This window comes from Cupriavidus gilardii, from assembly GCF_017598945.1.
GTDB lineage: Bacteria > Pseudomonadota > Gammaproteobacteria > Burkholderiales > Burkholderiaceae > Cupriavidus > Cupriavidus gilardii_E.
The window spans coordinates 119,525-132,524 of the sequence record NZ_JAGFTW010000045.1 but is presented as its reverse complement, the minus strand read 5'-3'; the positions used below and the strand labels follow the sequence as shown (position 1 = coordinate 132,524).

Genomic DNA, 13,000 nt, shown 5'->3' with positions numbered 1-13,000 from the left:
GGCGGCGGTCGAACGGAGACGAGGAGATTGCATCGGGCTCATGTTGTTATCGACAGGACTGGGAAAGACCCCACGCCGAGTGTGCCCCTGGTGCCCGAGGATCCGTTTGACCTAAAGCAAAGGGCCAGCAAAAGCTGGCCCTCTGTCACTACGGCGCACGACAGCGAACGGGTATCGCGTCCTACCCCTTGCCCTGCGGCTTGCGCACGATGCGAATCGGTTTTTCCTCGGGCAGCGGCGTGGCGTTCGACGTATTGCCCGACGTATTGCTGTCGCAGCTGTTGCAGCCGCCGCTGTCGCACCCAGTCGCGCAGCCCGACGCTACCGCCTGCGGCGCCAGCCGGGCCACCAGCCGCGCGCGCCAACCGCGCGCCTGCGCGCCGCCGAGGCTGGCGGCGAGCGCGGCCTTGGCGCGCTCTCGCGTGCGCGGCATGTAGCGCGCCGCCACCGACAGCGCGCATACCAGCACGATCAGCGGCACCAGCACGGATTCGACGGCCTGATAGAGCGACATGACGGCTTCCCGATGCCTCAGCTGAACAGCAGCGCCACGCGATAGGTGACGAACGCCGCCAGATAGCCAAGGCCAGCCAGATAGAGCGTGGAGGCCGCCATCACCTTCCACGAGTTGGTCTCGCGGCGGATCACGGCCAGCGTCGAGATGCACTGCGGCGCGAACACGAACCACGCCAGCAGCGCCAGCGCGGTGGCCAGCGACCACTGCGCGGCGATCATCGGCGCCAGCTGCGCGGCCACCGTGTCCTCGCTGCCCGACAGCGCGTAGACGGTCGCCAGCGCGCCGACCGCGACCTCGCGCGCGGCCAGGCCGGGCACCAGCGCGATACAGATCTGCCAGTTGAAGCCGACCGGCGCGAATACCTTCTCCAGCGCATGGCCGATCATGCCGGCGAAGCTGTAGTCGATCGGCGGCAGCGTCGCGCCTTCCGGCGGGGCCGGGAAGGTGGCCAGGAACCACAGCAGCACGGTCAGCGTCAGGATCACCTTGCCCACGCGCGACAGGAAGATGCGGGCGCGTTCCCACAGGCCGATCAGCACGTCGCGCGGATTCGGAATGCGGTAGGCCGGCAGCTCCATCAGCAGCGGATGCTCGGTGCGGTCGCGGCGGAAGAACTTCAGCGCATAGGCCACCGCCAGCGCGCTGACGATGCCGGCCACATAGAGTGCGAACAGCACCAGCCCCTGCAGGTTGAACACGCCCATCACCGTGCGCGCCGGGATGAAGGCGCCGATCAGCAGCGCATAGACCGGCAGCCGCGCCGAGCAGGTCATCAGCGGCGCGACCAGGATCGTGGTCAGCCGGTCGCGCGGATCCTGGATCGTGCGGGTCGCCATGATGCCGGGAATCGCGCAGGCGAAGCTCGACAGCAGCGGGATGAACGAGCGGCCAGACAGCCCGGCGCCCATCATCAGCCGATCGAGCAGGAAGGCGGCGCGCGGCAGGTAGCCGGATTCTTCCAGCGTCAGGATGAACAGGAACAGGATCAGGATCTGCGGCAGGAACACCACCACGCTGCCGAGGCCGGCGATCAGGCCGTCGACGATCAGGCTGCGCAGCAGGCCGTCGGGCAGCAGGCCGCCGACCAGTTCGCCGGCATACGCCACACCGCCCTCGATGCCTTCCATCACCGGCTCGGCCCACGAGAACACGGCCTGGAACATCAGGAACAACAGCACGGCCAGAATCGCCAGCCCGAACACCGGATGCAGCACCACGCGGTCGATGCGGTCTTCCAGACTGGCCGATGCGGTCGGCATCGCCACCGCGGCGTCGAGCAGGCGCTTGACCTCGGCATGCGTGTCGAAGTCGTCAGCCGGGGCCGGCGGAGGCGGCGGGGCCGACGGCAGCGCGCCGTCGAGCAGCGACAGCAGTGCTGCCGCGCCACCGCGCCGCACGGCCACCGTCTGCACCACCGGCACGCCCAGCGCCGCGGCGAGCTTGTCGCGGTCGATGCGGATGCCGCGGCGTTCGGCCGCATCGCTCATATTGAGCACCACCACCATCGGCAGGCCGAGGCGGCGCAGTTCCAGCACGAAACGCAGATGCAGCCGCAGATTGGTGGCATCGACCACCGACACCAGCAGATCCGGCCGCGCCTCGCCGGGGCGGTTGCCCATGCAGACGTCGCGCGTGATGGCTTCGTCGAGGCTGGTCGCGTGCAGGCTGTACGCCCCGGGCAGATCGAGGATGCGCACCTGCCGGCCGGATGGCGCGACGAAATAGCCTTCCTTGCGCTCGACCGTGACGCCGGCGTAGTTGGCCACCTTCTGGCGGCTGCCGGTCAGCCGGTTGAACAGTGCGGTCTTGCCGCAATTGGGATTGCCGACCAGCGCGACGCGCAGCGGCGCCTGCGCCGTGGCGGCGGAAGCGGGAGTGGCGGGAGAAGTTGCGACGGACATGGCGTAATTCGAATCGGTCCGCTTCACGCGGTACGAGCGGTATCGGCGGCGTTGGCCATATTGCCGGTGCCTGCGCCCTCGGGCTGCACCGTCACGCGGGCGGCTTCGGCACGGCGCAGCGCGAAGCGCGTGCCGCCGACCTGGGCGACCAGCGGGTCCTTGCCGAACGGTCCGAAGGTGATGATCTGCACGGCCTCGCCGGGCACGAAGCCGAGTTCGCGCAGGCGTCGGGCGATGGGATCGTTCGGGGTGCTGTCGTCGACCGACAGTACGATGGCCGCGGTGCGCCGCGGCAAATCTGACAAGCGCATGAGCTTTGGTCCCGCGGGCGGGTTTCCGGCGTGGCGCCGGCACTACCTGACCGCTTGCTTAGTGATGAATCAGCGAGCGTAGATGAGAATCGTTTGCATTGTACTGCATATGCTCACGCTCGATGTGCCGTACTGGCGTGGGGTGCGACAAGTAGACCGCAAAACGAGAGCGCAAGAGAAGGGCCCATAAGAAGAGCGGCCCGGCCAGCGCAACCGTTGCCGGGCTGCGCTGGCCGGGCCGTGCCGTTGCCCCGCTCAGCCGCCCAGATAGGCGCTGCGCACCTGGTCGTTGGCCAGCAGATTCGCGCCGGTATCGGCCAGCACCACCTTGCCGGTTTCCAGCACATAGCCGCGGTCGGCCACCTGCAGCGCCTTGTTGGCGTTCTGCTCGACCAGGAACACCGTCACGCCTTCCTCGCGGATCGTACGGATGATGTCGAAGATCTGCGCGATGATCATCGGCGCCAGACCCAGCGTCGGCTCGTCCAGCAGCAGCAGGCGCGGGCGGCTCATCAACGCGCGGCCGATCGCCAGCATCTGCTGCTCGCCGCCCGACATGGTGCCGGCGCGCTGCGAGGCGCGCTGCTCCAGCCGCGGGAACAGCTTGAACACATGGGCGATGCCCGCCTCGATCTCGTCGCGCCTGGCGAAGAACGCGCCCATCTTCAGGTTCTCCAGCACGGTCAGGCTCGGGAACACGCGCCGGCCCTCGGGCGAGATCGCCATGCCCATGCGCATGATCTCGTGCGTCGAGCAGCCGGTGATGTCGCGGCCTTCGAACAGCACGCGCCCGCTGGAGGCGCGCGGGCTGCCGCAGATCGTCATCATCAGCGTGGTCTTGCCGGCGCCGTTGCTGCCGATCAGCGTGACGATCTCACCCTGGTTGACCTCGATCGATACGCCACACAACGCCTCCACGGCGCCGTAATGGGTATGGACCTGTTCCAGCTTCAGCATCAGTCCTCTCCCAGGTATGCCTTGATCACGCGCGGGTCGTTGCGCACGTCCTCGGGTTTGCCGATGGTGATCGGGCGGCCGTGCTCCATCACCAGGATGCGGTCGGACACGCCCATCACCAGGCTCATGTCATGCTCGATCAGCAGCACGGCGATGCCGAACTCGCGCCGCAGCTGGTCGATCAGCATCTTCAGCTCGGTCTTTTCCTGCGGGTTCAGACCGGCGGCGGGCTCGTCCAGCATCAGCAGGCGCGGCTGCGTGATCATGCAGCGGGCGATCTCGAGCCGGCGCTGATGGCCGTACGACAGCGTGCCCGCCTCGCGGTTGGCCACCGCGCGCAGGCCCATGCGGTCGAGCCATTCGGCCGCCCGCTCCAGCGCCTCGCGCTCGGCGCGGCGATAGGCGGGCGTGGCGAACAGCCCGGGCAGCAGCCCCGCCTTGACGCGACGATGCTGCGCCACCAGCAGGTTCTCCACCACCGTCAGGTTCTTGAACAGGCGGATGTTCTGGAACGTGCGGACCAGGCCCTGGCGCGCCACGATATGGCTCGGCAGGCCGGCAATGGGCCGGTCGTCCAGCATCACCTCGCCCGCGGTGGGCTTGTAGAAGCCGCCGACGCAGTTGAAGACGGTGGTCTTGCCCGCGCCGTTCGGGCCGATGATGGCGAACACCTCGTCGTTGCGGACGCTGAAATCGATGCCGTCCACCGCCAGCAGACCGCCGAAGCGCATCTGCAGGCCGGACACTTTCAACAGTTCTGCGCTTTGTGCACTCATTGCGGCAACTCCACGTGCGGGCGGCTGGCGGGCAACAGGCCCTGCGGGCGCCACATCATCATCAGCACCATCACCAGGCCGAACAGCAGCATCCGGTATTCGGCGAAGCCGCGCGCAACCTCGGGCAGCACCGTCAGCAGGATCGCCGCGATGATCACGCCCAGCTGCGAGCCCATGCCGCCCAGCACCACCACGGCCAGGATCAGCGCCGATTCGATGAAGGTGAACGATTCGGGATTGACCAGGCCCTGGCGCGCCGCGAAGAACGCCCCGGCCAGGCCCGCGAAGGTTGCGCCCAGCGTGAAGGCCGACAGCTTGATGCGGGTGGGGTTCAGGCCCAGCGAACGGCAGGCGATCTCGTCCTCGCGCAGCGCCTCCCAGGCGCGCCCCATCGGCATGCGGATCAGCCGGCTGGTGACGAACAGCGTCACGCCGACCAGCAGCAGCGCCAGCAGGTACAGGAAGATCACCATGTGCTCGCCGCTGTAGTCCAGGCCGAACAGGTCGTGGAAGGTGCGGGCGCCATCTTCGCCGGCGCTGCGGGTCATCGGGATGCCGAACACGGTCGGCTTCGGGATGCCATAGATGCCGTCCGGACCGCCGGTCAGGCTGGTCAGGTTGTTCAGCAGCTGGCGGATGATCTCGCCAAAGCCCAGCGTCACGATCGCCAGATAGTCGCCGCGCAGGCGCAGCACCGGAAAGCCGAGCAGGAAGCCGAACAGCGCGGCCATGCCGGCCGAGATCGGCAGGCATTCCCAGAACGACAGGCCGAAAGCCTGGTTCAGCAGCGCATAGGTGTAGCCGCCGACCGCGTAGAAGCCGACATAGCCGAGATCCAGCAGGCCGGCAAAGCCGACCACGATGTTCAGGCCCAGGCCCAGCATCACGTAGATCAGCGCCAGCGTGGCGACGTCGACCGCGCCGCGCGAGCCGAAGAACGGCCAGATCAGGCCGACCGCGAGCAGTACCCAGACCGCCGCGCGCTGCTGTCCCGGCGCAAGCGTCGGCAGCGCCGGCAGCTTGACCGCGGACGTGGTGCGGTGGATCAGCGGCTTGAACAGCTGGAACAGGAACACCGCGGCCACGGCGATCCAGACCGGGCGCCAGTGCGGTTCGAGCACCACGCGATAGCCTTCGAGCTTCAGTTGCAGGCCGAGGATGGGGATCGTCAGGATGGCGGTCAGCACCGCCGCCGAGACGGCGTTCTTCAGCGATTGCGTCATCGAAATGGAGGAGTTCATGGCGCGGTCCTCAGACTTTTTCCACGTCCGGCTTGCCGAGCAGGCCGGTGGGACGGAACAGCAGGATCAGCACCAGCAGGGCGAACGCGACCACGTCCTTGTACTCGGCCGGCATATACCCGGAGGCGAAGGTCTCGGCCAGGCCCAGCAGCACGCCGCCGAGCATCGCGCCCGGAATGCTGCCGATGCCGCCCAGCACCGCGGCCGTGAAGGCCTTGATGCCGGCCACGAAGCCGATGAAGGGGTTCAGCTTGCCGATGCTCAGGCCGATCAGCACGCCGCCCGCGGCGGCCAGCATCGCGCCCAGCACGAAGGTGAACGAGATCACGCGGTTGGTATCGATGCCCAGCAGATTGGCCATGCGCATGTCCTCGGCGCAGGCGCGGCAGGCGCGGCCCATGCGCGAGTGGCCGATGAACAGCGTCAGCGCGATCATCAGCACCAGCGTCACGCCGACGATCAGCAGGCGCGAATACGGCACGGTTACCGTGAAATCGCCGCCCATCTGGAGCTCGAGCGCGCCGCTGATCAGCACCGGCACCGACACGTCACGCGCGCCCTGGCCGATCTGCACGTAGTTCTGCAGGAAGATCGACATGCCGATCGCGGAGATCAGGGGCACCAGCCGCGGTCCGCCGCGCAGCGGCCGGTAGGCGACCCGCTCGACCGCGAAGCCGTACAGGCCGGTGACGATCACCGACACCAGCAGCGCGGCGCCGAGCACCAGCGGCAGCGGGTAGCCGGCCGCGACGCCGATGGCCGTCAGCGTCACCAGGCCCACATAGGCGCCGATCATGTAGATCTCGCCGTGGGCGAAATTGATCATGCCGATGATGCCGTAGACCATCGTGTAGCCGATGGCGATCAGCGCATAGATCGCACCCAGCGTCAGGCCGTTGACCAGCTGCTGGGTGAATTGAGGTAGGAATTCGTTCATGGGTACGTCCCGTCTGTACTGCACGTCGGCCGGGGGCGGGCGTGGTCGGCCCGCATCGGTGAAGCCGGCGTGCTGTCGCGGCGGGCCCCTGCCGCGCGGGCAGGGGCGCGATCGAAGCGGCCCGGGATATCAAAACGCCCCGTTCGGCGACGAACGGGGCGTTGGCACGGACCGCGCCGGGCGATCAGTTGGCGGCCGTCTTGGTGGCGTCCTTGTGCCAGGTGAAGACGACGAACTTGAACGACTTGAGGTCGCCCTGCGCGTCGTATTCCACCTTGCCGATCGGGGTCTGGAAGGCGTTCTTGTGCATGTACGCCGCGACCTTGGCCGGATCGGTGCTCTTGGCGCCCGCGATCGCGTCGGCAATGATCTTGACGCCCGCGTAGGCCGGCATCTGGAACGGACCGTTCGGATCGCGCTTCTTGTCGGCAAAGGCCTTGACCAGCGCCGCGTTGGCCGGATCGGCCGAGAAGTCGGCCGGCAGCGTGACCAGCATGCCTTCCGAGGACGGGCCGGCGATCGCGGTGACGTCCTTGTTGCCGACGCCTTCCGGTCCCATGAACGTCGCCTTGACGCCCTGCTCGCGCGCCTGGCGCAGCAGCAGGCCCATTTCCGGGTGATAGCCGCCGAAGTAGACGAAGTCCACGCCTTGCGACTTGAGCTTGGTGATCACGGCCGAGTAGTCCGAATCGCCGGCGTTGATGCCTTCGAACAGCACCACGGGGATCTTGGCCGCTTCCAGGTCCTTGCGCACCGAGGCGGCGATACCCTGGCCGTACGACTGCTTGTCGTGCAGCACGGCAACCTTCTTGGGCTTGACCTTGCCGATGATGTACTGCGCGGCGGCCGGACCCTGCTGGTCGTCGCGGCCGATCGTGCGGAAGATCATCTTGCGCTTCTTGCCTTCGGTCAGCTGCGGCGCGGTGGCCGACGGCGTGACCATCACGACGCCTTCGTTCTCGTAGATGTCGGCGGCCGGAATGGTCGAGCCCGAACAGACGTGGCCGATCACGTAGCGGATGCCCTGGCTGACGATCTTGTTGGCGACCGCGACGGCCTGCTTCGGTTCGCAGGCATCGTCCATCAGCACGACTTCGAGCTTGTTGCCGCCGGCGCCGCCGGCTGCGTTGATCTGCTCGATGGCGGTCAGCGCGCCCGCCTTGACCATGTCGCCGTACTGCGCGACCGAGCCGCTCATCGGACCCGCGATGGCGATCTTGACGGTTTCCGCTTGCGCGACGGCACCGAAGGTGACCAGCGCGGCGGCGAGAGAAAGGGAGGTAAGACGGGAATGCTTCATTGGGAGCTCCTCGATCGTGTTTGTTCGAATCATCCAGGCGCGGGCCTTGGACGTGCGCAAAATCGAAGAACTCCCCGGCGACTTTGACAGGCTGGTCGGGGCGCGCATGCACGACCGCGGCTCAGGCCTGAAAGGGCACTACATGACCACGTTCTTGTTATTGCGCAGGCCAATCGCCCGCCTGCCCTCCGCACCGGTGAGAACTGGGTAAGTCCGTTCGATGTCGGCCAGGTGGCGGCATTATAAGGTGAATCTACGGGCGGCCTATGCGCGCTGCACCAATCCGGCGCGGTTGTGGCTTCCGCGGAACACTCGGGTGCGCCGTGCCCCTGCCAATGGGGGGTAATGCGTGCTGGCGCACGGCTCAACGCCCTGCCGTCGCCATGCCGCGCGTGGCCAGCGCCAGCGCGCTGTGCCGGTGCCCGCCGCGCAGACTGGCCGAAATTTCGGCGGCGGCATGCTGGACCATCTCGGCGAAGGTGCGCACCTTCTGCGGCTTGAAGCGCTCCGCCGGCCCGGACAGGCCGACGGCGGCGAATACCTGGCCATGGCCGTCGACGATCGGCGCGGCGACGCCGTGGACGGACTCCCGCCATTCGCCGCGATTGACGGCATAACCCTGGCGCCGCACCTTCTCCATCTCCTGCAGGAAGCGCGCCGGCTCGACGATCGAGTTGGCCGTGGCGCCCTCCAGCGCGGTCGACATCCGCTGCAGCACGACGGTCGGCTGGAAAGCCAGCATGGCCTTGCCGGTCGCCACGCAGTGCGCCAGCGCGCGCCCGCCGATCTGCGTATAGGCGCGGACCGGATTGGGGCTGTCGATCTTGTGCACGTAGACGACCTCGCCGCGGTCGAGCACCGACAGGTGGACGCTTTCGCCGCTGTCGTTCATCAGCCGTTCCATCCATCCCTCGGCGTGACGGCGCAGATCGAGCCGCCCCAGCACCGCGGAGCCGAGTTCCCACAGCTTGATCGAGGCGCTGTAGGTCGCCGTGGCCTCGTCGCGAATCACGTAGCGCAGCTCGGTCAGCGCCTGCAGCAGCCGATGGACATTGCTCTTGGCCATGCCGAGCCGGTTGGCGATCTCGGTCAGCCCCAGCGGCCGGTCGCTATGGGCCAGCAGCTCGACGATGCCGAGACCTTTGATCAGGGTGTTGTTCATGGTTGCTGGTATGGCTGGGCGCTCACGCGAGTTTGCCCTCTCCCCCAGCCCCTCTCCCGCGCGCGGGAGAGGGGAGCGAAAACCGAGGGCGATGACGTCCGCAATCGGCTCCCCTCTCCCACTTGTGGGAGAGGGGTGGGGGAGAGGGCAGCCCGGGCAGCCGCCGCATCGATCGCCGTTCTCAAATACGGAACCATTGTCCCGTATTCCGGCACGTCCATATAATGCCTCGCATGCCCCGGCGCCCGCAACCGGCCGCCGGCGCGCCTTCTGCCCTTCTGCGCCCACCGCCATCCCATCGCTGCCCTAGTCATGCCCGATCTGAACGAGAAGGATCTGCCGCTCGCCGGCGTCAAGGTATTGGAGTTCTGCACCGTCGCCGCCGGGCCGTTCTGCGGCATGCTGCTGGCCGACATGGGGGCCGACGTCGTCAAGGTCGAGCCGCCCGACGGCGATACGCTGCGGCAATGGCCGCCGATTTCAGCCGGCTTTTCCGAGAACTTCGCCTCGCTGAACCGCAACAAGCGCTCGGTCGTGCTGAACCTGAAGCAGCCGGAAGACGTCGCGCTGGCGCGCCGGCTGATGCTCGAGGCCGATGTGGTGGTGGAGAACAACCGGCCCGGCGTGATGGATCGCCTGGGGCTGGGCTATGCGAGCCTGCGCGACGCGCATCCGCGCCTGGTCTATTGCTCGGTGTCGGCCTACGGCCAGAGCGGACCGCGTGCGACCGAGGGCGGTTTCGACCTGACCATCCAGGCCGCCGCCGGCGTGATGAGCGTGACCGGCGAGCCGGACGGCGCGCCGGTCAAATGCGGCGTGCCGCTCGCCGACTTCGCCTCCGGCCTGTACGGCGCCTTTGCCATCGCCAGCGCGCTGGCCCACGTGCGCGCCGGCGGCGCCGGCATGCATATCGATGTGCCGATGTACGGCTGCACGCTGGGCATCGCCGCGCTGCAGACCAGCGAGTACTTCGGCACCGGCCGCAGCCCGGCCAAGCTCGGCTCGGCGCATCCGCGCAACGCGCCGTACCAGGCGTTCCAGGCCGCCGACGGCTACTTCGCGATCGCGGCCGGCAATCAGAAGCTGTGGCTCGAGGTCGTGCGCGTGGTCGAGATGCCCGAACTGGCCGACGACCTGCGCTTTGCCACCACGCGCGATCGCGCCGCCAACCAGACCGCGTTGAAGGACCTGCTGGAGCAGCGCTTTGCCCGCGCCGGGGTCGATCACTGGATCGCCGCCTTTCAGGCCGCTGGCGTGCCGCACGCGCGCATCAACGACTATGCCGCCGCGCTGCAGGACCCGCAGGTCGAACATATGGAGTGGGTGCGTCCGCTGACGCTGCCGGGCGGCGTGGCGACGCGCACCTTCGTCTCGCCGCTGCGCCTGGACGGCATGGGTTTGCCGGTGCGCCGGCCCCCGCCCGCGCTGGGCGAGCATACCGAGACGATTCGCGCCGCCCATGCCGGAGGCGCCGAGCAGGAGTACGAGCAAACGCAGGAGCAAACGCCATGAGCCGCACCATCGAACCGCTGCGGACCTTCGTCGCCGGCGTCACGTCGCTGATCGAGGGAGGGAACCGCGACGAAGCCGCCTTGCTCGAAGGCACCCGCCCCTTGCTGCAGGCGCTGGTCGCCCGCGATGACTGGCTGCCCGACGAACTGGCGCAGCCGCATCCGACCTATTACCAGCAATACCTGCTGTACGGCGATCCGCTCGATCGCTTCTCGGTGGTCAGCTTCGTCTGGGGGCCGGGACAGCAGACGCCGGTGCACGACCACACGGTGTGGGGCTGGATCGGCGTGCTGCGCGGCGCGGAGATCGACATCCGCTATCGCCGCGATGACGAAGGCATCCATCAGGACGGCGAGGAAACCCGGCTCGAGGCCGGACAGGTGGCGGCGGTCTCCCCCTCGCTGGGCGACATCCACCGCGTACGCAACGCCTTTGACGATCGCGTCTCGGTCAGCGTCCACCTGTACGGCGGCAACATCGGCCGCATCCGCCGCCATGTCTTCGATCCGGCGACGGGCGCGCCGAAGGAATTCGTCTCGGGCTACGTCAATCGCTTCGCGCCGAATCTGTGGGCGGCCCCGGATGTCTGACAGCGCATCGACCGTGGCCGTCACTACCGAGCCGGTGCTGCTGATCGACCGGCAAGGCGATATCGCGCGGCTGACGCTGAACCGTCCGCAACGCGGCAATGCCTTGTCCTCCGAACTCGTGCAGGCGCTGCACGATGCGGTGCTGGCGTGCCGTCGCGACGGCACGCGGCTGCTCGTGATCGAAGGCGCGGGCAAGCACTTCTGCACCGGCTTCGATCTGGGCGACCTCGACAGCGAGACCGACGACACGCTGCTGGCCCGCTTCGTCCGTGTCGAACTGATGCTGCAGGCCATCTACACGGCGCCGTTCACCACCGTCGCGCGCGTCCATGGCCGTGCCACGGGCGCCGGCGCCGACCTGGCCGCGGCATGCGAACAATGCTGGGTCGCCGACGACAGCCGCTTCGCCTTCCCTGGCGCGGCCTTCGGACTGGTGTTGGGCACCGCGCGGCTTGCCGCCCGCGTGGGTCCGACGCTGGCGCGCCAATGGATCGGCGCCGGCGCAACCGTCGATGCCGACACGGCGCTCGCTGCCGGTCTGGCCTGTCGGCACTTCGAGGCGGACGAACACGGCAAGCCCGACACCGCGCTCGAGGCATTGGCCCGTCAGGCGCGCCGGCTCGACAGCGATACGCAGGCCGCGATCCATGCCGCCTCGCGCGTCGACGGCGACGAACTCGCCAGGCAGCTCGCCGCGCTGGTCCAATCGGCGGCGCGGCCGGGCCTGCGCGAGCGCATCCGCGCGTATCGCGAGACGTCGGCGCGCTAGGCGTTGCGCGGCCGCGCGGCCGCGAGCGCGGGAAAGATGTCGACGAAGCGATCGCGCGCCGGATGGTCCGGCGCGGCCTTCCACACGCAATAGACCTCCGACGGCACCGTGCTGTGCTTCAGCGGCCGGAACGCGGCGCCGGCCAGCGCCGAATGCCGCAAGGCCGCCGGCACCACCGCCACGCCCATCCCCTGCGAGACCAGCGACACCACCGACAGCCAGTGACGGACCTCGTGCCGGATCTGCGGATAGAAGCCCTCGGCCGCGCACATGTCGACGATGCGCGCGTAGTAGTCGGGCGAGGCCTTGCGCGAGAACAGCACGAAGGGCTCGCCGCGCAGTTCGGTCAGCGCGACGGTGCGGCGGGTGACTAACCGATGGTCTGCCGGCATGCAGCAGACGAAGGGCTCGCTGTGGATCAGCCGCGCGGCCAGTTCGTCCGGCACACGGCTGGTATGGATGAAGCCGACGTCGAGCTGCCCGTGCAGCAGCGCCTCGATCTGTTCCTGGGAATTGAGCTCGGTCAGCGCGATCTGGATGCCGGGCTGATCGGCCTCGAACTGCTGCAGCTTCTGCGGCAGGCCCCGATACAGCATCGACCCGACGAAGCCCACGCGCAGCCTGCCGACGGCCCCGGCTTCGATCTGCCGCGCCAGCAGCCGCGCCTCTTCGGCCTGCGCCAGCAGCGCGGTGGCCGATTCGCGAAAGGCTCGGCCAGCCGCGGTCAGACGTACCCCCTTGCTGTCGCGCTCGAACAGACGGGCGCCGACCGAGGCCTCGAGCTGCTGGATGTTCAGCGACAGCGGCGGCTGCGAGATCGACAGGCGGCGCGCGGCCCGGCCGAAATGCAGCTCGTCGGCCAGCACGAGGAAATAGCGCAGATGGCGAAACTCCATGACGGGGGCGGCGTGCGATGACGCCTCGGTGGCGGTTGGATGAAGGGTCGGAAAGCGGGCCTCATTCTATGCCCTACAGTTTGCCCGCGGCATGCCGTTATCCCTTCGATGTGCCGGCTGAACAGGTAGCG

General features: G+C 68.3%; 13 protein-coding genes. 3 read left to right on the top strand and 10 right to left on the bottom strand.

From position 1 onward, the window contains the following. Positions 1–181 precede the first annotated feature (181 nt). From J5T34_RS16640 to J5T34_RS16600, 9 genes are all read right to left on the bottom strand, one after another. Positions 182–514, bottom strand: coding sequence for a DUF6587 family protein (locus J5T34_RS16640; RefSeq protein WP_208580875.1), 333 nt, complete (start codon positions 512–514; stop codon positions 182–184). 17 nt (positions 515–531) lie between these two features. Then, on the bottom strand, positions 532–2,418 hold the full coding sequence (gene feoB / locus J5T34_RS16635; RefSeq protein WP_208580873.1) for a ferrous iron transporter B: 1,887 nt from the start codon (positions 2,416–2,418) through the stop codon (positions 532–534). 23 nt (positions 2,419–2,441) lie between these two features. After that, positions 2,442–2,729 (bottom strand): FeoA family protein, encoded by a 288-nt coding sequence (locus tag J5T34_RS16630; protein ID WP_208580871.1) that lies wholly within the window; start codon positions 2,727–2,729, stop codon positions 2,442–2,444. 255 nt (positions 2,730–2,984) lie between these two features. After that, positions 2,985–3,686 (bottom strand): ABC transporter ATP-binding protein, encoded by a 702-nt coding sequence (locus J5T34_RS16625; RefSeq protein WP_208580869.1) that lies wholly within the window; start codon positions 3,684–3,686, stop codon positions 2,985–2,987. Then, positions 3,686–4,462 carry a high-affinity branched-chain amino acid ABC transporter ATP-binding protein LivG gene (gene livG / locus J5T34_RS16620; protein ID WP_208580867.1) on the bottom strand — a complete coding sequence of 259 codons (777 nt, stop codon included), beginning with the start codon at positions 4,460–4,462 and terminating at the stop codon, positions 3,686–3,688. The genes J5T34_RS16625 and livG overlap by 1 nt, the downstream gene beginning before the upstream one ends. After that, positions 4,459–5,703: a high-affinity branched-chain amino acid ABC transporter permease LivM gene (locus J5T34_RS16615; protein WP_244258992.1), complete on the bottom strand. Its 1,245-nt coding sequence runs from the start codon at positions 5,701–5,703 to the stop codon at positions 4,459–4,461. The genes livG and J5T34_RS16615 overlap by 4 nt, the downstream gene beginning before the upstream one ends. A 10-nt stretch (positions 5,704–5,713) precedes the next feature. Beyond that, positions 5,714–6,640 (bottom strand): high-affinity branched-chain amino acid ABC transporter permease LivH, encoded by a 927-nt coding sequence (gene livH, locus J5T34_RS16610; protein ID WP_174106207.1) that lies wholly within the window; start codon positions 6,638–6,640, stop codon positions 5,714–5,716. Positions 6,641–6,824: 184 nt separating this feature from the next. Next, positions 6,825–7,940, bottom strand: coding sequence for a branched-chain amino acid ABC transporter substrate-binding protein (locus tag J5T34_RS16605; protein WP_208580865.1), 1,116 nt, complete (start codon positions 7,938–7,940; stop codon positions 6,825–6,827). Positions 7,941–8,304: 364 nt separating this feature from the next. Beyond that, positions 8,305–9,102, bottom strand: coding sequence for an IclR family transcriptional regulator (locus J5T34_RS16600; RefSeq protein ID WP_208580863.1), 798 nt, complete (start codon positions 9,100–9,102; stop codon positions 8,305–8,307). Between the two features lie 312 nt (positions 9,103–9,414). Here J5T34_RS16600 and J5T34_RS16595 point away from each other — a divergent pair, with 312 nt between their 5' ends. Genes J5T34_RS16595 through J5T34_RS16585 form a run of 3 tightly spaced genes read left to right on the top strand, consistent with a single transcriptional unit; the run spans position 9,415 to position 11,973 of the window. Continuing rightward, entirely contained in the window at positions 9,415–10,614 is a 1,200-nt protein-coding gene (locus J5T34_RS16595; protein WP_208580861.1) for a CaiB/BaiF CoA transferase family protein, read from the top strand. Further along, on the top strand, positions 10,611–11,204 hold the full coding sequence (locus tag J5T34_RS16590) for a cysteine dioxygenase (protein WP_208580859.1): 594 nt from the start codon (positions 10,611–10,613) through the stop codon (positions 11,202–11,204). Before J5T34_RS16595 ends, J5T34_RS16590 begins: the two co-directional genes overlap by 4 nt. Then, complete coding sequence (locus tag J5T34_RS16585) at positions 11,197–11,973, top strand: enoyl-CoA hydratase/isomerase family protein (protein ID WP_208580857.1); 777 nt, start codon at positions 11,197–11,199, stop codon at positions 11,971–11,973. The genes J5T34_RS16590 and J5T34_RS16585 overlap by 8 nt, the downstream gene beginning before the upstream one ends. Here J5T34_RS16585 and J5T34_RS16580 read toward each other — a convergent pair. Further along, positions 11,970–12,869, bottom strand: coding sequence for a LysR substrate-binding domain-containing protein (locus tag J5T34_RS16580; protein WP_208580855.1), 900 nt, complete (start codon positions 12,867–12,869; stop codon positions 11,970–11,972). The genes J5T34_RS16585 and J5T34_RS16580 overlap by 4 nt on opposite strands. Positions 12,870–13,000 lie beyond the last annotated feature (131 nt).